The 21,259-nt window shown below is 54.2% G+C and carries 22 protein-coding genes; 17 read left to right on the top strand and 5 right to left on the bottom strand.

Features of this window, described 5'->3' with window-relative positions; all coding sequences use genetic code 11:
• Positions 1-24: 24 nt before the first annotated feature.
• From AC14IB_RS03355 to AC14IB_RS03345, 3 genes are all read left to right on the top strand, one after another.
• A complete protein-coding gene (locus tag AC14IB_RS03355; RefSeq protein ID WP_484230555.1) occupies positions 25-777 on the top strand; it encodes an ABC transporter permease in 753 nt (250 codons plus the stop codon).
• 1 nt (position 778) lies between these two features.
• Positions 779-1,486, top strand: coding sequence for an ABC transporter ATP-binding protein (locus tag AC14IB_RS03350; RefSeq protein WP_484230554.1), 708 nt, complete (start codon positions 779-781; stop codon positions 1,484-1,486).
• A 176-nt stretch (positions 1,487-1,662) separates the two neighbouring features.
• On the top strand, positions 1,663-2,580 hold the full coding sequence (locus AC14IB_RS03345) for a glycosyltransferase (RefSeq protein ID WP_484230553.1): 918 nt from the start codon (positions 1,663-1,665) through the stop codon (positions 2,578-2,580).
• A 50-nt stretch (positions 2,581-2,630) separates the two neighbouring features.
• On the opposite strand, the gene AC14IB_RS03340 is transcribed toward AC14IB_RS03345, so the two are convergent.
• A complete protein-coding gene (locus AC14IB_RS03340) occupies positions 2,631-2,876 on the bottom strand; it encodes a hypothetical protein (protein ID WP_484230552.1) in 246 nt (81 codons plus the stop codon).
• A 384-nt stretch (positions 2,877-3,260) separates the two neighbouring features.
• Between AC14IB_RS03340 and AC14IB_RS03335 the strand changes: the two genes are divergently transcribed.
• Complete coding sequence (locus tag AC14IB_RS03335; RefSeq protein WP_484230551.1) at positions 3,261-3,512, top strand: helix-turn-helix domain-containing protein; 252 nt, start codon at positions 3,261-3,263, stop codon at positions 3,510-3,512.
• Complete coding sequence (locus AC14IB_RS03330; protein ID WP_484230550.1) at positions 3,509-4,792, top strand: HipA domain-containing protein; 1,284 nt, start codon at positions 3,509-3,511, stop codon at positions 4,790-4,792. The genes AC14IB_RS03335 and AC14IB_RS03330 overlap by 4 nt, the downstream gene beginning before the upstream one ends.
• A 51-nt stretch (positions 4,793-4,843) precedes the next feature.
• On the opposite strand, the gene wbaP is transcribed toward AC14IB_RS03330, so the two are convergent.
• Positions 4,844-6,163 (bottom strand): undecaprenyl-phosphate galactose phosphotransferase WbaP, encoded by a 1,320-nt coding sequence (gene wbaP / locus AC14IB_RS03325; protein WP_484230549.1) that lies wholly within the window; start codon positions 6,161-6,163, stop codon positions 4,844-4,846.
• Between the two features lie 83 nt (positions 6,164-6,246).
• On the opposite strand from wbaP, the gene AC14IB_RS03320 reads away from it, so the two are divergent.
• The 12 genes from AC14IB_RS03320 (at position 6,247) to AC14IB_RS03265 (ending at position 18,309) form a co-directional block, all read left to right on the top strand.
• A complete protein-coding gene (locus AC14IB_RS03320) occupies positions 6,247-7,455 on the top strand; it encodes an O-antigen ligase family protein (RefSeq protein ID WP_484230548.1) in 1,209 nt (402 codons plus the stop codon).
• Complete coding sequence (glnE, locus tag AC14IB_RS03315) at positions 7,445-10,126, top strand: bifunctional [glutamate--ammonia ligase]-adenylyl-L-tyrosine phosphorylase/[glutamate--ammonia-ligase] adenylyltransferase (RefSeq protein ID WP_484230547.1); 2,682 nt, start codon at positions 7,445-7,447, stop codon at positions 10,124-10,126. Before AC14IB_RS03320 ends, glnE begins: the two co-directional genes overlap by 11 nt.
• A 1-nt stretch (position 10,127) precedes the next feature.
• A complete protein-coding gene (gene rfbD / locus AC14IB_RS03310; protein ID WP_484230546.1) occupies positions 10,128-11,033 on the top strand; it encodes a dTDP-4-dehydrorhamnose reductase in 906 nt (301 codons plus the stop codon).
• Between the two features lie 63 nt (positions 11,034-11,096).
• Positions 11,097-11,369: a type II toxin-antitoxin system Phd/YefM family antitoxin gene (locus tag AC14IB_RS03305; protein WP_068857999.1), complete on the top strand. Its 273-nt coding sequence runs from the start codon at positions 11,097-11,099 to the stop codon at positions 11,367-11,369.
• A complete protein-coding gene (locus tag AC14IB_RS03300) occupies positions 11,366-11,776 on the top strand; it encodes a type II toxin-antitoxin system VapC family toxin (protein WP_068858000.1) in 411 nt (136 codons plus the stop codon). The genes AC14IB_RS03305 and AC14IB_RS03300 overlap by 4 nt, the downstream gene beginning before the upstream one ends.
• 105 nt (positions 11,777-11,881) lie before the next feature.
• Positions 11,882-12,805 (top strand): branched-chain amino acid transaminase, encoded by a 924-nt coding sequence (locus AC14IB_RS03295; RefSeq protein ID WP_068858001.1) that lies wholly within the window; start codon positions 11,882-11,884, stop codon positions 12,803-12,805.
• A 57-nt stretch (positions 12,806-12,862) separates the two neighbouring features.
• The gene (locus AC14IB_RS03290) at positions 12,863-13,786 is read left to right on the top strand and encodes a mitochondrial fission ELM1 family protein (RefSeq protein WP_484230545.1); all 924 of its coding nucleotides are present in this window, start codon (positions 12,863-12,865) and stop codon (positions 13,784-13,786) included.
• Complete coding sequence (locus tag AC14IB_RS03285; protein WP_484230544.1) at positions 13,783-14,613, top strand: polysaccharide deacetylase family protein; 831 nt, start codon at positions 13,783-13,785, stop codon at positions 14,611-14,613. Before AC14IB_RS03290 ends, AC14IB_RS03285 begins: the two co-directional genes overlap by 4 nt.
• Positions 14,597-15,604, top strand: coding sequence for an ELM1/GtrOC1 family putative glycosyltransferase (locus AC14IB_RS03280; protein ID WP_484230543.1), 1,008 nt, complete (start codon positions 14,597-14,599; stop codon positions 15,602-15,604). Before AC14IB_RS03285 ends, AC14IB_RS03280 begins: the two co-directional genes overlap by 17 nt.
• Positions 15,601-16,686, top strand: coding sequence for a glycosyltransferase (locus tag AC14IB_RS03275; RefSeq protein ID WP_484230542.1), 1,086 nt, complete (start codon positions 15,601-15,603; stop codon positions 16,684-16,686). The genes AC14IB_RS03280 and AC14IB_RS03275 overlap by 4 nt, the downstream gene beginning before the upstream one ends.
• 1 nt (position 16,687) lies before the next feature.
• Entirely contained in the window at positions 16,688-17,485 is a 798-nt protein-coding gene (locus tag AC14IB_RS03270) for a glycosyltransferase family 2 protein (protein WP_484230541.1), read from the top strand.
• Positions 17,482-18,309, top strand: a complete 828-nt coding sequence (locus AC14IB_RS03265) for a glycosyltransferase family 8 protein (protein WP_484230540.1) — start codon at positions 17,482-17,484, stop codon at positions 18,307-18,309. The genes AC14IB_RS03270 and AC14IB_RS03265 overlap by 4 nt, the downstream gene beginning before the upstream one ends.
• On the opposite strand, the gene AC14IB_RS03260 is transcribed toward AC14IB_RS03265, so the two are convergent.
• The 3 genes from AC14IB_RS03260 to AC14IB_RS03250 all read right to left on the bottom strand — a co-directional run.
• A complete protein-coding gene (locus AC14IB_RS03260) occupies positions 18,289-19,332 on the bottom strand; it encodes a glycosyltransferase family 4 protein (RefSeq protein ID WP_484230539.1) in 1,044 nt (347 codons plus the stop codon). The genes AC14IB_RS03265 and AC14IB_RS03260 overlap by 21 nt on opposite strands.
• A 64-nt stretch (positions 19,333-19,396) precedes the next feature.
• The gene (locus AC14IB_RS03255; RefSeq protein WP_484230538.1) at positions 19,397-20,560 is read right to left on the bottom strand and encodes an O-antigen ligase family protein; all 1,164 of its coding nucleotides are present in this window, start codon (positions 20,558-20,560) and stop codon (positions 19,397-19,399) included.
• A 25-nt stretch (positions 20,561-20,585) separates the two neighbouring features.
• Positions 20,586-21,259, bottom strand: a 674-nt coding sequence (locus AC14IB_RS03250) for a hypothetical protein (protein ID WP_484230537.1), incomplete at its 5' end; no start/stop codon positions are given.

Below are 21,259 nucleotides of genomic sequence, written 5' to 3'. Positions count from 1 at the left end.
CAAAAAACTGTTAAGGCTCTCTCTTTGAAAACTACGCTACTAACTAACGCCATTTATCTGGCCTGGGCAGATACCAAGGCTCGCTATAAGAAAAGTGTGCTTGGTCCATTTTGGATCGTTCTCACGAATTTCATTGGGGTCATCGGCCTAAGTGTCATCTGGGCTAGTCTGTTCAAATTGTCATTGCAGGAATTTGTCCCTACGCTGGCCATTGGCCTCATTGTTTGGCAGCTAGTGTCTTCCTGTCTCATGGATGCCCCTGGAGCATTCAGTCGTGAAAGCCGCATGATTCGTAACCTGCCCATGCCGATCTGGTTTTTCGCATTTCGTCTGCTGGCCAAGCATGTCATTACTTTTCTGCACAACCTGCTCATCTTAGCGGGTGTCATTTGGTATTTTCATCTTCCGCTTGGGTGGGGGCTGTTGGAGTCTCTGCTGGCCATGGGGTTGGTCATTGCTAACCTATTCTGGGTCATCTGCCTTCTGGGCCTCGTTGGCGCGCGTTTTCGTGATGTGGAGCTGGCAGTCCAGTCATTCATTCCGTTGCTGTTCTTTATTACGCCGGTCATGTTCAAAGCCGACAAGCTGCCCAATGCCCAAGCACTAATCTGGGCTAACCCGTTCTCGTATTTCATTGAAAGTGTGCGAGCACCACTGCTCGGTCAGGCTGCGCACGCTAACACGCTGCCGGTGCTAGTGGGCATGTTGGTGGTCGGAGGTCTAGCCACGTTCTGGGTCATGAAGACGACCGGTCGTCGCATCGCATTCTGGGTTTGATATGACATACATGATTTTCGACAACGTGACACTGCAATATCCTATCTACGACTCTCATGGTATGAGTCTGCGCAGCCACTTAGCCCGTGTAGCCACAGGTGGAATGATCGAGCGTAATGCCGCTAATGTGACAGTAATCACGGCGTTGAAGGACGTGAGTTTCGAGTTGCACGACGGTGATGCCGTGGGCTTGGTGGGCCACAATGGGGCGGGTAAGAGCACCCTGCTGCGCGCCATGGCTGGTATCTACCCACCCACAAAAGGGCTCGTACGGCGTCGGGGCAAGGTGGCTACAGTGCTGGAGATTGGCGCGGGTCTGGATCCTGAGCTCACCGGTTATGACAACATCATTAACTTGGGCTTGATGATGGGTATGAGCTATGCCGAAGCCAATGCGTTGACGCCTGAGGTCGAGGAATTCACGGAGCTGGGCGACTTCTTGGAGATGCCTGTGCGCACCTACTCTTCAGGCATGACTATGCGGCTCATGTTCGCTGTGGCCACGGCGGTCATCCCAGAGATTTTTCTGCTCGACGAAATGTTCTCCACCGGAGACGCTGGCTTTCGCGAAAAGAGCGAGGCGCGTATCAGCAACATGATTCGTGCCTCGCGCATATTCGTATTTGCATCGCATGATTCGTCACTAATCGAAAAATACTGTAATCGGATCTTCACGCTGGAGCACGGTCGGCTCACAGAAGTGCGATAATCAACCGCACTAAGCGCTGCCGAGAATGGCATTGAACTACCCTTTTGCTGGGCAGATTGTCGCCTGAGTCCTCTGCCCGTCCTAATGCCCGGTCTTGCGTGGTGAGCAGTAAGGTCGGATAGTTTCCGCGTTGTTCGACTCGACAGCTTAACTCGTGCTGTTTACGGAGTATTTAGATGGTGCCTGTAACTGTACTCCTCTGCTCCTACAACGGTGGCTGCTATCTGCCGGCACAGCTAGATTCCATTTTGCCGCAGCAAGATTGCATGCCAATCCTTGTGGTTTCCGATGACGGCTCCTCGGATGGCAGTTGCGAAGTGCTTCAGCGCTATGCCACTGACCATCCTCAAGTGTCCTGGCGATCAGGGCCTGCTGAAGGCTTTGTCCGCAACTTCTTTAGCCTGATCAACGATGTCTCGATCACGGGAGAGTATTTTGCCTTGGCTGATCAGGATGACTTTTGGGCGCCGGATCACCTGGCACGTGCTTTGCGCTTTCTGGCCGCTGTGCCCGTTGATGTGCCGGCGCTTTACGCCTCCCGTACACGCCTAATTGATGCCGCAGGTGTGCCCATCGGCTGGTCTCCGCATCATCCGCGGCAATCGTCATTTCAAAACGCCCTGATCCAGAACATTGCCTCAGGTAACACCATGGTCTTCAATCTCGCGGCTCGCGACCTGCTAGCCAAGCTCGGCGCTCATGCCATGCCGGTCTGGCACGACTGGGCGCTCTACCAAGTCGTGACCGCCTGTGGTGGCCAGGTGTTCTACAGCCAGGAGCCCACGGTGCTGTATCGCCAGCACGGCAACAACGCGATTGGTGCGCAATGGACCTTAGCCTCGCGCTGGCACCGCGTGCGCCAGCTGCTGCGAGCTCGCTTCCGTGACTGGAATACCCAGAACTTGCACGCACTGGAAGGCATTGCCGAGCACATGACCCCGGAAAACCGTGCGCTCATGGCGCGCTTCGCCGAAGTGCGACAGCGCCGTACGCCATGGGGGCGCGTGATTGGCCTGTACCAGCTTGGGCTTTATCGTCAAACACGAGTGGGGCAGTTGGGGCTGTATGTGGCGGCGTTTCTCAAGCTGATGTAGTGGCGGCAGTTGTAGTGGTCAAGCACTTTAAGTGTTGTACTGCTCATGCATTACTTCAGCTCATACCAGACTCCGCGCCCACCACCCTGTTGGCTGAGATGGCACCGATCGACCAAGCTGCGAAAATACTGCTTCAAGGTATTGCGGTTGGATCTGGTGACCCGCCAGTGCTCGCGCGCGAACTCGATGATCTGCAACGACAGCTCCGGCAATGCAGCCAGCACAATTTTCTCTCGTTCGACCTTCTTCTCTTTGCGGCGCACCTGCTCTGCAAGCGAGCGCAGAAAGAATACCAACCACGGCTGCCAATTGGGTGTCGCCGTTCGTATCGTGTCCTGAGTTGGCTATTGCCGTCCCGGAAAGGGTGTATCTCCAGAAATACCACCACAAAGATACTGATGATCAGCAGCGGCTGAGCACCTCATTGGCGAATGTTAGTCAAAAGCTGAGGGGCACCAGCAATCTCACGCTGCGCACTGTGGCCGATGGACTTGAGGCCTGTGCTCAGATTGGAGGACTCTTGTCATTGCCCTGTTTCGGCTTGAGCTTAAATCGAAACAATTAATTCGATTTAAGCGCTTTCAGTGCCACTATCGTACATATCTAAATAATTCTTTCTATTTTGGTAAAATCGATCTTAAATCGACATAATCTAAAAAATTATTTCGTTCGAGATCGCTATGCTAGTCAAAGCTCATTCGACTGAACTCATCGGCCGCCTCGCTCGCGCCGAACGCAAGCGGCAAGGCCTGCGACAGGACGACTTCGCCGCCATGATCGGCAGCAGCCATGTCTTTTTGCGCGCAGTAGAGCAAGGCAAGCCAGGGGTGCAGCTTGGCAAGGTGCTACAAGCGTTAGAGGAGCTGGGAATTACGGTCTACCTCGATGTCGCCGAGGAAAGTGCCAGTATCATCAAAGAGCCAAAGGCATGAGCAGGCCGGAAGCCCGCACGCTAGCCATCTGGTTCAACGCGCAACGGGTAGGACAGTTGCGAGAGCAAAACGGCTTGTGGGCCTTGGACTATGACCCGGCATGGCAAGTATCTGCCACCGGTTTCGACCTCGCTCCTTCTCTGCCCCGAAGGGCTGGCTCCATTGTGGATGGTGCCAGCCAGCGACCCGTACAGTGGTTCTTCGACAACCTGCTGCCTGAAGAAGGCGCACGGGAGCTGTTGGCCAAAGATGCCCGTCTGAGCAAAGCAGACGCTTTTGGCCTGCTGGCTTGGTACGGTGGTGAATCAGCCGGCGCACTCGCCTTGCTGGCACCTGACGAGACACCTGAAGTGGAGGAGGGCAATGTGCTCCTGACCGACGAGGCACTGTCGGCACGCATACGTCAGCTACCAACTGTCTCGCTGACACATGGCGCACCCAAGAAAATTTCTCTGGCCGGTGCCCAGCACAAACTGGCTGTAGTATTCACTCCAGAAGGTTTGTTCGAGCCGCGCGGCAACACACCGTCCACGCACATCTTAAAGCCCGAACATCAGGACAAAGACAATTACCCGCACAGCGTCATCAACGAATGGTTTGCCGTGACGCTGGCCAAACGTGTCGGGCTGCCGGTTCCAGAGGTCATGCTGCGACATGTCCCCGAGCCGGTCTACCTCATCGAGCGCTTTGACCGTGCCTTATCGGCAGCCGGCATCATTCGGCTGCAAACGCTGGATGCCTGTCAGCTTTTGGGTCTGGACAAGTCATTTAAGTACACGCAGGCAACTCCTGACTCGCTGAACCGGCTGATCGACGCATGCCGTGAGAAGGCGCGTACCCGTCTGGCGCTATATCGCTGGGTCGTGTTCAATACCCTGATCGGTAACGACGATGCTCACCTGAAAAACCTATCGTTCTATGTTGAAGGCAGCGAAAGAGAGGCAACCGTGCGGCTCGCACCACACTATGATCTGTTGTGCACATCTGTCTACCGGAACGGCAATGACTGGGCAGGTGCCGAGCTTTCATGGGCGATGGGCGATGTCGAGTATGCGCATCAGCTGACAAATGAGCATGTGATTGCTTTTGGCGTGGATATTGGCTTGCCAGAGAAATTAGCGAGGAAAGAGCTAGACTTGTTAGCGAGTAACACAGAGGCCAATGGCATCAAGCTGTTAGGTGAGTTGCCAGCAGGTTCACATGCCGGAGAAGTTCGTTTTACCCGACAAATTGTGTACGGAGTCATTAAAGATATGAGCACCCGCCTCCGCATGAAATGACTCCGGTGCGGGTAAGCTGACTCAAAGTCATGCAGCTTGTGCGCTGCGGCCTCAATAAGCCCCTTTCCGCTGAATCACCACGCTCGCCGTCTTCAGCAAAATCACCACGTCGGTCCAGAGTGACCAATTCCGCACATACCACACATCAAGCGCCACGCGCGTGGGGTAGTCGGCTTCGCTGCGGCCGCTGACCTGCCAGAGACCGGTAATGCCGGGGAGTACTTGCTCGTAGTATGTTCTGTTTTCGGCATAGTGCGGCATTTCAGCGGCCGTGACGGGGCGAGGGCCGACCAGGCTCATGTCGCCTTTCAGCACGCACCAGAGCTGAGGAAGTTCATCGAGGCTGGATTGGCGCAGAAAGCGACCCAATGCTGTTACGCGGGGGTCGTCACGTAGCTTTCGGGTGGCTTCCCACTCGTCGCGACTTTTTTCGCAGCGGTTAAGTAGGGCTTCCAGTTGTGCATCAGCATCGATGGTCATGGTGCGAAACTTCGGGCAGCGGAAGATTTTTCCGTGCCGGCCTACGCGGTCATGCCAAAAAATGATGGGGCCGCTTTCTTGGCTTAAACGCAATGCAATAAGCAAGAATAGCGGGCTCAAAATCAGTAATAAAACGCATGACACCAAGTAATCAAACAGGCGCTTAATGATTTTTGAGGGTAGCTGTTTTAGGTGGTTGCTGGCGCGAAGGAGCAGGACCTCATGACTCAGCGTGTGAAAGCTGGTTAGGCCTTGTAAAGGTAAGCCACGAATGGCTGGGGCGATGAGGTAGTCGCGGCTTTGGCTTATCAACTGCCTGAGTAAATTATTAAGCGTATCAGCGTCTTCGTGTTCAAGCGCCAGCGCCACCAGTGCATGTGGGTGCTGTTGGAGGTAGGGCTGAGCCCTGTCAGGGCTGCATTGCACGATGACGCGATAGCCCAGCGTATTTTCGCTTTCCAGTGCTATTTTCGCTTCCGTACTGTTGCTGCCGGTGCCAATAAGAATGACGGGCTGAAACCACAGATTGAATCGGCGCAGCGTTTGGCGTGTTAAGCCTCGAGATAGGGGGAGGCCAATGATCACAGCGCACCAGGCAAGCATGGGATGCGCGCTAAATGCTTTATCCGTAGAGATGAGCAGGGCCGCATGTACCGCGGCCATGAGTAAGCCCGTGACCAATAACTCCTGTAGCTCATCCCAAAAGGGACGGCGCATAGAGTAGTGACTTAACGTCACGGCCAGTCGGTAGTAGCCCAGCCCCACACTGATGGCCAACAGACTAAAGGCCTCCGAGCTATGAGAGGTCAATAGCCAAAGTAATAAGCCGGTAAGACCTAAGTCAGTTAAGAATTGCAGTGACTTAATCAAGCGTTGTTGAAGTGGGGGCATCGTTCCTTCGAGGCGAGTTAGCGCTTATTTTTGGTATCCCGCATACTACCAGAAAATGGAATTAACGCTGATTAGGAATAGGTATGTTGAGCGCAAGTTTGCTGGGTCACATCGCACTTTTTATGACAGGGATACTCTGCTTAATTGTGAACTCTGGCTATAGCTATGGCCCCGCTATTTTGGCGCTAATGGGGTTATGGGCATCGCGGCAAAGGCCTTTTTTGCCAGACTTCACCAGCAAACTGTTCGCAGCCATTGTTGTGTTTGCTGTGGGGCAAGCTTCATTGGCGTTAGGTTGGGATGAAGGCTGGCGGCGCGCGGAAACCTATTTGCAGTTTCTCTTCATTATTCCCTTGATTTGGGCTGTGGTGAGGCTAAGGCTCGATGCAACGTATTGGTTTGTTGGTGTAGCACTGGGGGCCATGCTGACGATGTCGTGGTCACTATGGCAGCGTATTGTGTTGGGGGTGGAGCGTGCGGGTGGGCATACCTATGTCATCCAGCATGGTGATATCGGCATGTTGATGGGCTTTACGGCGCTGATGGGGGCGTTGTATTTCCGAGGGCGCCGAGGCTGGATGGTACTTATGTTAGTCGGTGCTGTAAGTGGCCTCCTGGTGTCGATTTTGTCAGGCACGCGCGGTGGTTGGGTGGGCTTGCCAATCGTGGGTTGGGTGGCTTGGCGAGCCTTTTCGCCAGAGCTTAAGCGAAGTGTACATCTCAGTGTTTACGGGGTGGTTTTATTGGCATCTGCGATAGTAGTGGCTGTGCCGGCTACGGGTGTGCAAACCCGAATCGGGCATGCGGTAGATGAGTTAGCGCGTTTGCAGCAGGGCGACTACTCTGGTGAATCGGTCGTGCCAAGGCTCATGATGTGGCAAATGGGCGTAGGGCTGATATTGGATAAGCCCCTACTAGGCTGGGGAGCAGAGGCCTTTGAAGCAGAACGCGATCGTCAGATTCAAGCGGGTGAGACTCGCCTCAGGATTCCGACCAATCATTTGCATAACGAGTTGATTGATATTGCTGTTAAGCACGGCTTGGTGGGCGCTGCGCTACTGCTTTGGCTTTATTGGTCTTCTGCTGCAGTGTTTCGTCGCGATCTTGGCGAGAAATCTGTTCAGGTGCGAGCGCTGGCGACCTCTGGGTTGTTATTGGTTCTTTTGTATATCGATTTTGGGCTTTCTCAGACCATGTTTTACCGCAACAGTGGGCGAGTGGTGTTTATTGCTTGGTTGGGTATTACGTATGGCTTATGGCTTAACGAAAGGCGAAAAGCACATGCAGGCTAGTTACTGCTCCCCCTGGCTACAGGAACGCTTGCAGCGAGGGTTGAGCTGCGCACCCGACCGTCCTGCCGATGAATCGTGGTTGCAGCGCGTGCAGCGAGCCGTGGCGCATTTGCCCCGATCTGAAGCGCGACCGCTCACGGAGCTGGCGCGGGGTGTCGATCCGGCCTGGCAGGCCGCCTTGCGCCAGCTGCGCACGCAAGAGCAGATGCGTTTTATCTCCCGCGACTTAAACCGGCTTTGCTCTCTGCCGGAATTAACCCGGGAACTGTCTGAGTTTGCCGATGCCGTGCTTGAAGTCGCGTTAGCGCAAGCTCATGCCGATGTTGCGCTACTGCATGGCGAGCCTATCGGCGAAAGCTCGGGTCAGCCTCAGCAAATGATCATCATTGGCATGGGTAAGCTCGGCGCGCATGAGCTGAATTTGTCTTCCGATATCGATCTCATGTTCAGCTATGCCGAAGAAGGTGAAACGCAGGGTCGCCGGTCGATCAGTAATCGCGAGTTTTTCATTAAAGTTGGGCAACGCATTATTCAATTGCTCGACCCCATCACGGCCGATGGTTTTGTTTTTCGCGTGGACATGCGCTTGCGACCGTGGGGTGATGGCTCAGCGTTAGCCATGAGTGTGGATGCCATGGAAACTTACTACGAGCGTCATGGCCGCGAGTGGGAGCGTTATGCGCTGATTAAGGCGCGTATTTGTGCCGGTGATCGCGTCGCTGGCGAGCAATTAATGCGAGCGCTGCGTCCTTTTGTATTTCGCCGCTACATTGACTTCGGCGTGTTTGAATCCTTGCGCGAAATGAAGGCCATGATTGAGCGCGAGGTGCGCCGCTTGGATCGGGAAGACAACATCAAGCTGGGTCGGGGCGGTATTCGCGAAGTCGAGTTTATTGCGCAGGCCTTTCAGCTTATTCGCGGCGGCGTGGATACGGCATTGCAAGAGCGTGAGCTACTCAACGTGTTGCCGATGCTAGGCGAACGCGGGTTGCTGCCCGCGAGTGCCGTGCAAGCGTTAGTTCACGCGTATTATTTTTTACGCGACAGTGAGCATCGTATTCAAGCCTTGCATGACCAGCAAACACAAATGCTGCCTGTGGATGCCGCGGATCGCCAGCGTCTTGCCGAGGCTATGGGCTTTGCTGATTGGACGGCCTATCGCGTGGCGCTTGCGAACGAGCGCGAGGTCGTGCACCGACATTTCCGCGATGTGATTGATGCCCGCGAGCCAGAGCCTGAGCAAGCAGCTCTTACGCCAGAACAATGGCCGCCCGCCATCCAAGCCCTGCTCGACAGTCGTGCGCTGGCCCAGCTCAGCGTGACTGGGCGCGAGCGCCTTGAGCGCCTATTGCCAACGTTGGTACGCGAGTGTGAGGCCCATGACAATGGCGAGCAAGCCTTGGCGCGTATCCTGCCCCTGATTGAAGCCACGCTGAAGCGCTCGGCCTATTTGGTGTTACTGAGCGAAAACCCGGAAGCGCTGAAGCGCTTAATTGACCTGTGCGCGGCCAGTCCGTGGATGGCTCAGCTGCTGGCGCGTTACCCGGCTCTCTTAGATGAGCTGCTCAATGCCGCCACGCTGTTCGCGCCACCCTCGCGCAGTGAGTTATCGGCAGACTTACGGGCGCAGTTGGCGCGAGTGCCAGAGGATGATCTGGAGCGGCAAATGGATATTCTGCGCCTATTCCAGAAAGGCCAAGTGCTGCGCGTTGCGGCTTCGGACCTTAAAGGTACTTTGGCGCTGATGAAAATTAGCGATTCGCTGACGTGGATTGCTGAGGCCGTTTTACAGGAAGTCTTACACCTGAGCTGGCGGCAGTTGGTGGCCCGACATGGCACGCCGTTGAATCGTCAAGGCCAGCCCTGCGATCCCGGCTTTATCATTGTTGGCTACGGCAAGCTCGGTGGCCTTGAGTTGGGGTATGGCTCTGATCTCGACCTCGTGTTTATTCACGATGCCGACGCCCAGCGCGACACGGTGGGTGGCGTTAAGCCCCTAGACGGCGCGAGTTTCTTTGCGCGCCTCGGCCAAAAAATCATTCATCTGCTCACCACCAGCATGGGCAGCGGCCTGCTTTATGAAGTGGACATGCGACTCAGGCCGTCGGGCGCATCGGGCCTGTTGGTGACTTCATTGGATGGCTTCGCGCAGTATCAGCGTGAGCAGGCTTGGACGTGGGAGCATCAGGCTCTGGTGCGCGCACGTGTCGTTGTTGGCGATCCTGCACTGGCGGTGCGGTTTGATGAGGTACGTGCCTCGGTGCTCTCACAAGCACGCAGTGACACGATGCTGCGCCAAGAAGTCCGCGAGATGCGGCAAAAAATGCGCGATCACTTGGCACCGAAAGACCCGGAAGAAATTGATCTCAAGCACAGCCCCGGCGGCCTTGTAGACATCGAATTTCTCGTGCAATACCTCACGCTGGCGCACGCCCATGCCCACCCTGAACTCACTCAGTGGCCGGATAATGTGCGTCTGCTCGATACCTTGGCGCAGGGGGGATTGATGCCTTTAGCTGATGCAGAGGCGCTGAAAGCGGCGTATCTGGCGCTGCGCCGAGCCGGACATGCGCGAGCCTTAGCGGGGGCCGACAAGGGCTTGCAAGCGGATGAGTTATTGACAGAGCGGACGCTGGTGCAGCGGCTGTGGTCCGACATTATGGAGCGTTGATTTGAGGATTTTGATAACGGGCAGCACGGGTCAGGTCGGCTATGAGCTTCAGCGTCAGCTTGCTGACATGGGCGTTTTAACCGCAGTCGATCGCCAGCAATGCAACTTGGCAGATCCCGACAGCATTCGCGCCTGCGTTGAGCGTGTGCAGCCCGACTGGATCATTAATGCCGGTGCCTGGACAGCCGTAGACAAAGCGGAAACTGAGCGTGATGCCGCTTTTGCCGTCAACGCCGAAGCGCCACGTCTGCTCGCCGAGTTAGCGGCAGCGCGTGGCGCCCGACTGGTGCATTACTCCACGGACTACGTCTTTGCCGGCGATAAGCATGGGCGCTATCGCGAAGATGATCCGGTTCAACCGCTCAATGTCTATGGCGCTAGCAAACTCGCGGGCGAGCAGGCGATTGCGGCAGTGATGGCGACGAGCCATTTGCAGGCTTGGACCTTCCGCACGACCTGGGTGTTTGGTGTGCACGGCAATAATTTTTTGAAGACCATGCTGAAGTTGGCGCAAACACGCGACAGTCTGTCCGTGGTGAATGACCAGTTTGGCGCTCCGACAAGCGCAGCCCTCATTGCCGCGGTCACCGCCCAGCTGATTCAGCAGGTTACTGCCGGGAAGCTGGTGGAGCCCGGCCTGTATCATCTGGCGGCAGCTGGCGAGACGCACTGGCAGGCGTATGCCCAGCGCGTTATTGCCCAAGCACAAAAACAAGGCTTGAGCACCCACATTGCCCCCGAGCAGGTGCAAGGCATTCCGGCTGTTCAATACCCTACGCCAGCTGCGCGGCCGGCTAATTCACGGCTGGATTGTCAGCGCCTAGAGTCTGCGCTGGGCATGAAACTGCCGGATTGGACCATAGGCGTAGATGCCGTAGTGGCGGATGTGGTGCGTACAGGGTTTTGACGCTGCAATGTTGTTTCGGGCGGCTTTTATAGGTACTATTTTCAGTATCAAAAGGAGTCGACCATGAATATCGTCAGTGCACAAGATATCAAGCGGCGTGGCATGGTGGTTATTGAGGAGGCCTTGCTGCAGGGGCCGGTGCGTATTCTCAAGTACAACCGGCCGGCGGCGGTGGTGCTTTCGGAAGAGGACTATCAGCACTTGCTGCAGGGCCAGCAGACGTACTCGCACTCGGTGCAGGAGTGGTTGGCTGCCTATACGCCCACGGGTGGCCGCAGCCGTGCCGACATTGATCGTGAACTGGCGCAAGAACGCGCCGACTGGCCTGATGCGTGAATGTTTTTCTCGATGCCAATGCGCTGATTTATCTCTTCGAAGGTGATTCCACGCTCTCGACCTCGGTGCAGCAGGTGATCTCCCGCTGCTTACAACCCAGCCATGCCGCGCTAATGATCAGTGCATTGACGTTGCTGGAGTGTCGCGTGCGGCCAATGCGGCATCAACAGCACGCGTTGTTGCAGCAGTACGATGCGTTTTTTGCCAGCACCAATCTGCGGATTGCCGAGCTCAGCCCGGCCGTGATGCAAATTGCTACGGTTCTTCGCGCTCATCATGGCCTGAAAACGCCTGATGCCTTGCAAGCGGCGAGCTGTTTGGCGCAACCAGATCAGCATGTGTTCATTACGGCGGATGCCGGCTTCCAGCGTGTACCCGGGCTGCAAATCGAATGGCTGCTACTGTAATCGCCCAGTATCCGAAAGCCCCTGCTTTGTGGTGCAATACGCAACCTGAATTTTCATGACGTGCTGGCCAGCGGCTGGCGCACAAGCCCTGTGGAGTGATTCAAGATGTCGATGTCTGATCGTGATGGCGTGATCTGGTATGACGGCAAGCTGGTGCCGTGGCGCGAAGCCAAGACCCATGTGCTGACCCACACGCTGCACTACGGCATGGGTGTCTTCGAAGGCGTGCGTGCCTACGCGACTGAGCAAGGCCCATCGATTTTCCGCCTGAAGGAACACACGAATCGTCTGTTCAATTCGGCGCATATCATGAACATGGCCATGCCCTACAGCCAAGACGAAATTAATGAAGCCCATCGCATGGTGGTGCGTGAGAACAAGCTGCCGCACGCCTACCTGCGTCCGATGGCATTCTACGGCTCCGAAGGCATGGGTCTGCGCGCCAGCAACCTCAAGGTGCATGTGATTGTGGCCGCCTGGGAGTGGGGCGCCTACATGGGCAAAGAGGCGCTGGAGCTGGGCATTAAAGTGCGCACATCCAGCTATACGCGTCATCACGTGAATATCTCGATGACCCGTGCCAAGGCCAACGGCAACTACATCAACTCCATGCTGGCCTTGCAGGAAGCCATCTCCGGTGGTGCTGAAGAAGCCCTGATGCTGGATCCGGAAGGCTATGTGTCTGAAGGCTCGGGCGAGAACGTGTTCATCGTGAAAGATGGCGTGATTTTTACCCCGGATGTGACTTCCTGCCTCGACGGCATCACCCGTAAAACGGTGATCCAGATTGCCGAAGAGCACGGCTACACGGTCAAGGAAAAGCGCATCACGCGTGATGAAGTTTATATCGCCGATGAAGCGTTCTTTACCGGCACCGCCGCTGAAGTCACGCCGATTCGTGAGCTTGACGGTCGCGTTATTGGCGCTGGCCGTCGTGGCCCGATCACCACCGTATTGCAGAAGGCTTACTTCGAGACGGTGACGGGCGTGCGCAAGGAGCACAGCGACTGGCTGACGCCCGTGGCATAACGCAAATGGCAAAAAGAGGGGCATAACGCCCCTCATCACTTTAAGGCGCCAGCTCGCATGCAAGATGCCCCTATTCAGCCTCTCGTCGTTTGGCGTCTCATGGATGGTAAGCCCGGCCACGAGAGTCAAACGCTGGGTCTGGTCAATGCCCTGAAAGGGCTCGCCGCTGAACAGGGATTTGCTGAGCCGCGTTGCATCGATATGCCCCTGGGTGACTATCCCTACACCCTTTGGGATTGGCTGTTTAAGCGCTTTCGCCCCGGATTCCTGCAGCCCCGCCCGGACTTCATTATCGGCGCAGGGCATCGCACCCATTGGCCCATGTTGTGCGCTCGGCGCAGCGTTGGCGGTAAGGCCATCGCGCTGATGTCCCCGACCTTGCCCTCTTGGTGCTTCGATTGGGTGGTCGCGCCTGCCCACGACGGCCTCAAGGGTCGTAACGTCATTGTCACTCAAGGCGTCCTTAACGCCATGCAGCCAGCCGCCGTTAAACGCCCCGGCTACACCGTGGTGATGGTTGGGGGGGTGAGTAAGCATTTTCTCTGGGATGACGCACAGGTGCTGGCGCAGTTAGAGCAAATCATGGCGCGACACCCCCAAGTACGCCTGACCGACTCGCGCCGCACACCCGCCGCACTGCGCACCACCTTGGCCGCGCGCTGGCCAGTCGAGTATCAGCCATGGGAACAATGCCCGCCGGGCTGGCTCGCCAGTGAGTTGGCCATCGCTGAGAATGCGTGGGTCACCGAAGACAGTGTGTCGATGATTTACGAGGCGCTGACGGCGGGGTGTGCGGTGGGGCTGGTGGGGCTGCAGCGACCCGAGGGTAAGCCGGGGAGGTTGGTGCGGGGTGTGGAGGGGTTGCTGAAAAATGGGTTGCTTTGTAAGCACCCAGGAGCGCTCGTTTCTCAAACCATTAACCGAACCGTTTTGGCAGAGGCACGTCGAGTAGCTTATGTCATATGGGGTACTCGCACATGACGGGAATGATGCTGGGCGGAATGATACTTGGTGCAATTCTGCTGTGGTTTTCCCACCGTTATGCGTGGTGGCGACCTGTCGTGAATTGGCAGCGTCCGCGCATCCTGATGTACCACATGGTGCAACCGCATCGTGCGGGTGCGAAATTCAATGGCCTGCGCGTCACGCCAGAGCGCTTCGAGGCGCAGGTTCGCTGGCTGCGTGAGCAGGGCTTCAGCTTCTACACCATGAGCGAGCTGTGGGCACAATGGGATCGCTTGCCCGAGCGCGCTGTTGCCATCACCTTTGATGATGGCTATGCCGACAATCTTCACTATGCCTTGCCGATCCTTGAGCGTTATAACGCCAAGGCCACCATTTATGTCGTGGTTGATCGCCATGATCGTGACTGGTCGACCTACAAGAAAGCACATCACAATTCCGGTGAGTTGGCGCGCGAAACCAAGCTCAGTGACGAAGAGATTCGACAGCTGATCGCCAGTGGCCGCGTTGAAATCGGCTCGCATACGTTGACGCATTGCAACCTGCGCACCACGCCTGAAGACGCCAGACGCCATGAGTTACTGGCATCGCGCGAGCAGCTGGAGGCTCTGACGGGCAAGCCTGTCCGCAGCTTTGCCTACCCCTTTGGTATTTATAGTGCGGATGATGTGCGGCTGGCACGCGAGGCTGGCTACGAAACTGCTGTCACCACGATCGAAGGCATTGATGAGCTCATGCCTCGCCCGGAGCCGCTGGATCTGAAGCGAGTCAAGGTCAGTGGAAAGGATAACCGGCTGGCATTCGTCATGAAAATGCGCGGAGGTCGGCGTGGCTGGAGCAAATAAGCTGAAGCTGTGGCTACTCACGGATGGCGCTCCTGGCCATTGGAGTCAGAGCCAAGGAATCGCGGATGCGCTTGCACAAGCGTATGAGGTCGAGATACTGCGTGTCATGCTCAAGGTCCGCAGCTCACTTTGGAAGCGTCTGGGGCGGCTTTGCTTGCCGTGGATACGCAATCCTGCATTCTGGCTGGCCCGGGTTTACGACCTGAAGCTGCCGGTCGGCCAGCCGGACTTGATCATTTCATCCGGTGCCAACACTTTGCTGGCCAATGCCTTGCTGGCACGCCAGCGGCAAGCTCCCAATACATACAGCGGTACGCTCAAGGGCTATGACGCCAGTGCTTATCGCGTCATCTTTACAGTGGTCGGTCTGGGCGTGCCGAATAATTATGTGCTGCCTTTGCCGCCTGTTCCTGCCGATATTTTCAATGTGCCAGCGTTGACGACGGGTGCCGAGCCCTTGGTGGCGGTGCTTGTTGGCGGCGACGGTGCTGGCTATGAGTTTCGGGAGGCGGACTGGCAAGCCATGGCGGCCTGGCTCAATGCTCTTGCAGCCGAGCGTGGTGCCCGATTGCTGCTGACCACATCACGACGTACGGGTGTCGACGCCGAACGTTTGCTCAAAGCGGCTTTGCCAGCTGACGTATTGGCGCAAGCTGTCTGGTGGTCAGAGGCACCGCAGCCGGTTGTGCGTGACTTCTTGAGTCGAGCGTCGTGCGTCGTCGTGACCGAGGAGAGTCTGACCATGGTGGCTGAAAGCATTTATGCTCGCCGCCAGGTATATACATTGATGCCACGAAGCGCGGCTCCCAATGACAATGATGGCCGGGCATTGGCAGCTTATGCCGAGGCCGGGCTGATTCAGCGTATTCCTCTGGAGCAGCCAATTCAGGCCATTCCGGGCGGTCCCGAGTTAGCCGGTGGGTTTCCGGATGTGCCACAGTTGATTCGGTCGGCTCTTGAGCCTTATTTAGCCGGGAAGCAGGTGTCATGAAGAGCGTCTTGATTTGGGGGCGTTACGGCAATTACGGTCCGGACTATCCGCGTAATCGGGTTATCGAGAGTGTGCTGCGTGAACTGGGCCATGAGGTTACGCGCTTTCTGCCTCGGCTCTCGTTTCTGGCCGACTGGGAATATGCCTGGCGTGGCGGCAGAAAGCCTGACCTGATCTGGGTGCCCTGTTTTCGTCAGCGTGACTTGCCTGCGGCCAGTCGCTATGCGCGACGGCACCAGATTCCGTTGGTGTTCGATCCGCTCATCAGCTCGTATGACAAGCAGGTGCACGAGCGTCACAAGTTCGCCGCCGAGAGTGCCAAGGCCCGCCGCTTGCTGGCGTGGGAACGTGGACTGTTTCAACGAGCCGATTGGCTCATTGCGGATACAGCCGGTCATGCAGACTATTTTTCCGATGAGCTCGGTGTAGCCCGCGAGCGTCTGGTCGTTATTCCGGTGGGCGCCGAAGAGGCTGTTTTTGCGCCGCAGCCTTGGCCTGCCAAGCCGCCTGGCTCACCACTGGAGCTGACATTCTTTGGTACGTTTATCGGGCTGCAGGGGGTGGATGTTCTGGCGGAGGCCATCCGCACTTATGAAGGCCCACCGGTGCGTTGGCGCCTGATTGGGGAAGGGCCGATGCGAGAGGCCTGCCAAACACTGCTGGCAGATTTGTGCATTGATGGCGCTGGTCCGGGAGTTATCTTTGAGCCTTGGGGGCCGTTGCTGGAGCTGCCGGGTCGACTCGCCAGCAGTGATGCCATTCTGGGTATCTTTGGCTCCACCGAGAAGGCGCGGCGGGTTATTCCGAACAAGGTTTACCAGGGCTTGGCGATTGGCCGCCCTGTCATCACCGCCAGTACACCAGCGTATCCGGATAGTTTGCGGGCCGATGAGGATCAGGGCTTGTTCTGGGCCTTGCCGGGTGATCCGGCCAGTATTCAGGCGGCTGTTCATCGCCTGCATGAGCGACATAATTATTTAGTCTCGTATGGATTATTGTCTCGATCTACGTATGAGAAATATTTTTCCAATGCACTAATTGCCCGGCAGCTGACACGATTGTTGGCGCTTACTGGAGCTTGAGATGAGTAGTAAGGTATCGGTAATAATCCCGAACTTCAATTACGGCCGCTATGTGGCTGAGACACTGGATTCGGTGCTGGCCCAGACTTATCTTGATTACGAGATTATATTTATTGATGATGGCTCTACTGATAACAGCCTTGAGGTAGCTCAGAGCTATCCGGTTAAGGTTCTTGCTCAGCCTAATCAGGGGGTCTCCGCGGCACGTAATAACGGCGCTGCCTATGCTTCAGGTGACTATCTGTTATTTCTGGATTCTGATGATTTGCTTTACCCAGATACGCTCGCAGTAATGGTTGAAGCTCTTGATGTGGCTCCAGCCTCGGTGGGTTATGTCTATGGTCAGTTGCAATACTTTGGAGAGAAGAATGATATTTTCCCATCTGGCCCATTTGACCCCGTTCGACTCTCTCATGCGAACTATATCCAGACAAGTGTAATGATCCGAAAGTCTGTTTTTGATGCCGTAAACGGCTTTGATCGTGGTTTTGACCTCCGCGAAGACTGGGAGCTTTTCATTCGTTGTTGGCACCATGGCTATTCAGGTCAGTTCATGGAGCGCCCTTTGATTCGTTACCGTAAGCATCGCCCAAAGCAGGTTGTACGAAGCATGAGTAAGCGTCGCAAGCGCCTCTCGGATGTAAAGCTGGTCTGGCTGTACCCGCAATTCTTCTGGCGCAAGTTGCTTGGTAGTCCATTGCGATTGCTGTATCACTATGTGTTCTTTTTTCACAAGGACATGGTGGGGCGTTTGGGGCCAACAGGGTTGCTAACCCCTTCCAAAGAGGTCACGAAATGAATGTGGTTTATTGCGTTCATGATGAGTCTGATTACAGCAAGAACTTGTTGCCAGCGCTGGCTGCGTTGTATGAAAATAACCGGAAAAATGATATTCAGGTTACTATTATTCATCTCGGCATCAGTTGGGTAAGTGAAATCAATGCGCTCGCATCAAGTTATCAGCGGCAAGTGAACTATATTCATGCTACTGATGAAGATATCGCGCAGCTCAGAAGTCTGCCAGTAATCGGGTTCTTGAACATTGGTACTAATCTTCGATTCCTAATCTTTAAGTACTTTCAAGAGCCTGTTCTGTATCTTGATGTTGACACATTGGTGGTCACGGATATTTCTGTTTTGCTGTCGGCTTCACAAGGGCCCGTTTTGGCTGTATTGGAGCCCAGTGCGGATTTGCGTCGTGAGAAAGCAGAGTCTCTAGCTGTCACAAGTTATTTTAATGCCGGTGTGATACGCATAGATGCTGCTGCATATGATTATGATGATGTCATGAGTTCTGTTAGTGAAATCTTGCGGAGATATGGCGAAAAAATCACATGGGGCGATCAAGATATTCTAAATATTCTGTTCGCACGAGATAAGCAATTACTTGACGGGGCTTACAATTTCATACCATTTCTGAGTGTCGGAGAGCCGTGTATCATTCATTATGCTGGGCGCAAGCCATGGTCTATACGATACCGCTTCTGGCAGCCAGGTGCGCAGTATCGTACTTACATGGGCTACCGAGAGATGACTCTGCTGCGTGACCAAGCCTTGTCGGATTTCAACTTTAGGCGCTGGTTGCAATATAAGTTCTATGCCCTATTTTTCGGCTATCAGTGAGGAGCAGAACATTTCTAGCTGTTGCGCAATGCTTGAGTCTGAGTGCTCGCGCAAAGCCTTGGCTCGACCGGTGGCTGCGAGAGATTGACGCAAAGAGCTGTCGTCGCGCAATGTCACAATGGCACGAGCTAGCGCCGGAGCATCTTGAGGTGTCACCACATAGGCGGTTTCTCTGTGAATATACATGCTGGATGGGCCGTCAATGTCTGTTCCAATCAAAGGCTTGGCGTATGCAAAGCTTTCAAGAATCACCAGTGGCTGAACATCCCATTCCGAAGTGAAGCACATGACGTCGACACTGTTATAAAAGTCGGCCTTCCCGTTGGCTGGAATCCATCCAATGAACTCGACCTGCTCCTCCAGCCCGTATTGCCGGCATTGTGCTTGCAATTGATTGCGCTCCTCGCCATCTCCTGCGATTCGCGCATGCACCCTGATGCCTTCTTGTTTGAGCAGATGCAGTGCATCCAGCAAGTGATGCAGGCCCTTGTTACGAGCCATGCGGGCGATAGCGCCAACCGTGAATACCTCATTTTGAGCCGGGCGCAGAAGCTCGGGATCCGGGATTGAGACTGCATTGGAAATAACTTGGCAGGGCTTTCCAGCTGCTCCGGCCTGCTCAATGAGCGTTTTCATGAAAGGGGTAATGCAGATGAAGGCATCGGCAGGCAAAGTGCGCTTGATATTGTGACTGTGGTTGAAGGCAACGACCGGCCCGAGTCCTCTGGAAGCGCGCTTGAGCATGTAGATGGCCCGCCCGCTATGACAAATGCAAAGATCAATGCGACTGGCGCGGAGCAGCTGACGGGCTCGCCAGCTGGCGATTAAATCGTAGTGACCATGATTACGCAGTGTATGCACCGTGATTCCCGCAGGGAAGTCGATTGGAATTTTGCGTTGGTCTTCCGGGTCGATTAGCAGGGTGACTTCATGTCCAGCTGCCGCGAGCAGTTCGGCTGTCTTCAAGGTGGCGATCCAGCGACCGCCGGTGGAGTCGCCATAAACAGCATTTACTATTCTCATGATGCTCTCTGGAAAGATGATCTTCGTTAAGTTAATGGTGGGTCGCTCAGCAACGGGCTGAAAGCTAAGAGTGAAGCTTTTTTGGGGACATTCTTAGGTCATGACTTATCATCGCGACACCTAGGCCAATGTAAAGACCAGAAAGGCTGCTAAAAAACTTTATGTCGAAAAAGCCAAGCAAGAAAAAGAATATAAGAGCGGCGGCACTTATGACACGGATCTCGTGTCTATTTTTACGAATTAGAGAGAAAATCAATAGTATTGCCGCCATGAATATAGTTAGCGACAATACGCCGCCCGAAAAAAGAACCTCAAGATATATGTTGTGCGGCATTTGTAACTGGCCGCCCTGCAGGTATTGATTGGGTATTTTCTTGAAAACATTATTCCCAAAGCCTAGCCATGGGGACTCTTGCCATATTGAGATGGTGTGTCTCCAGAGCTCGAATCTTCCGCTATCGCCCATGCCGCGATTTGTAATATTACTGATTATCATAAATATAATTGGTGCGCCTGTCAGTATGGCCAGAATGCTGACTATCATAGCCTTTATTTTCAGTCTGATAAAAATATAGCCTAGAGTTATGGCAAGAATTGCGCATAAAATTGGGCCTCGAGAGCTGGCCCAGAGCTCGATTTGAAGATAAGTAATAAATATTGTTATTTGGATTAAAAGATTATTTTTTAAGGGGGTTTCTTTGAGCGAATAAATGGCGCAAAGCATGATGAGGAAGCATATACCACCTAGTCTGGCTGGGTGTGCAAACCACTCCAGTTCCATGGAAAATATAGCCTCAGAGCGCAGAAGACTGTCTGCGGAGAAAAGATGAACGAAGAAAACTGTCGCCAAGCTAGTTATGGCGGCAACAAAAAGCAGCTGCGCCCCTTGTCTGCTGTTTAGCAAAATAAATATGGCCGTTCCGGCCAGAAATCCTCGAAATAAATCTATTGTCCCTTTGATGGAGGTCGCATAATTGGAGGAAAAAAATAGGCCGACTGTTATGCTTAGAAGTAAATAAAACGCGGGCCTGAAGTTGTCATATATTCTGCGTGCAGAAACGATAAAATCTGAATGCAATATGGCGCCAATGATGCTGATGGAACACCATGGCATCCAAGGGAATGGAGACAGAAAAAATCCAAGTGCGATAACAAGCATGGCAATGCTATCCCGCAATGACTGCGGCTCTTGTTGCACTCTGGTAGTACCTCTGATCCAGTTATTCAATTTACATTCCTGCACGGGGTTAATGCTATTTAAATAGATTGCTAGTCTTTATTTTTAGTAGCGCTGTCCATCTTATGTCAAGTCTCGATAGTGGCCATGATAGTGCCAATATTAGTGCGAGTGTGATAATGAAATTTTCTTGAATGCTTATGTTGCCTTTTATATAAATAAAGCTTGAGAAAGAAAGAATTATAATTGTGTGTAATGCGTAAAATGGGAAAGATAGTTCTCCTATTATTCTTCCGAAGCGACCATCGAGCCATGTTTTTTTAGGATAGGCGAGCAATGTTATTAGTAGCAGTGTGCTGCCTAGGGTTTGAATTAGTACTCTGAGATAGTTTTCTGAAATTATTGGCATAAGGGTAAGATTCAGTGCCCAAGAGAAATCGCCAGTTGGTTTTGAATATGAAAGCAAGAAAACTCCAGTCAGCGCGATCGAAGTTGTCCTCAGAGGGCTCAAAATGAGGCTTCTCTTGCATAGGAGTAGTGCAATTAAAAATCCGGAAAAAAAGGGAATAAATTGTTTGGATATCCCGATTGCTATGGCAGCTATGAAAAAAAGTAGCCAGAATTTTGTGTTCTCGGTTTTTATTTGAAGCGCAGTGATGATAAATATGAAGTAGCTGCCTAATATTTCGCGAGGCATTGTCCATAAGTTTGTATTTAAATAATTTTCTTTTGAGAAGAAAACATCAAATA

This window comes from Perlucidibaca sp. (genome assembly GCF_057084925.1).
Note: the sequence above shows the minus strand (reverse complement) of the source record. Positions and strands in the feature narration are given on the sequence as shown.

What these genes read in the sequence shown, in the direction of transcription:
- AC14IB_RS03260 (WP_484230539.1), bottom strand. Translation starts at nt 19,332, where the DNA reads ATGAGAATAGTAAATGCTGTTTATGGCGACTCCACCGGCGGTCGCTGG.
- AC14IB_RS03265 (WP_484230540.1), top strand. Translation starts at nt 17,482, where the DNA reads ATGAATGTGGTTTATTGCGTTCATGATGAGTCTGATTACAGCAAGAAC.
- AC14IB_RS03295 (WP_068858001.1), top strand. Translation starts at nt 11,882, where the DNA reads ATGTCGATGTCTGATCGTGATGGCGTGATCTGGTATGACGGCAAGCTG.
- glnE (WP_484230547.1), top strand. Translation starts at nt 7,445, where the DNA reads ATGCAGGCTAGTTACTGCTCCCCCTGGCTACAGGAACGCTTGCAGCGA.
- AC14IB_RS03330 (WP_484230550.1), top strand. Translation starts at nt 3,509, where the DNA reads ATGAGCAGGCCGGAAGCCCGCACGCTAGCCATCTGGTTCAACGCGCAA.
- AC14IB_RS03320 (WP_484230548.1), top strand. Translation starts at nt 6,247, where the DNA reads ATGTTGAGCGCAAGTTTGCTGGGTCACATCGCACTTTTTATGACAGGG.
- wbaP (WP_484230549.1), bottom strand. Translation starts at nt 6,163, where the DNA reads ATGCCCCCACTTCAACAACGCTTGATTAAGTCACTGCAATTCTTAACT.
- AC14IB_RS03290 (WP_484230545.1), top strand. Translation starts at nt 12,863, where the DNA reads ATGCAAGATGCCCCTATTCAGCCTCTCGTCGTTTGGCGTCTCATGGAT.
- AC14IB_RS03270 (WP_484230541.1), top strand. Translation starts at nt 16,688, where the DNA reads ATGAGTAGTAAGGTATCGGTAATAATCCCGAACTTCAATTACGGCCGC.
- AC14IB_RS03345 (WP_484230553.1), top strand. Translation starts at nt 1,663, where the DNA reads ATGGTGCCTGTAACTGTACTCCTCTGCTCCTACAACGGTGGCTGCTAT.
- AC14IB_RS03285 (WP_484230544.1), top strand. Translation starts at nt 13,783, where the DNA reads ATGACGGGAATGATGCTGGGCGGAATGATACTTGGTGCAATTCTGCTG.
- AC14IB_RS03335 (WP_484230551.1), top strand. Translation starts at nt 3,261, where the DNA reads ATGCTAGTCAAAGCTCATTCGACTGAACTCATCGGCCGCCTCGCTCGC.
- AC14IB_RS03275 (WP_484230542.1), top strand. Translation starts at nt 15,601, where the DNA reads ATGAAGAGCGTCTTGATTTGGGGGCGTTACGGCAATTACGGTCCGGAC.
- AC14IB_RS03305 (WP_068857999.1), top strand. Translation starts at nt 11,097, where the DNA reads ATGAATATCGTCAGTGCACAAGATATCAAGCGGCGTGGCATGGTGGTT.
- AC14IB_RS03350 (WP_484230554.1), top strand. Translation starts at nt 779, where the DNA reads ATGACATACATGATTTTCGACAACGTGACACTGCAATATCCTATCTAC.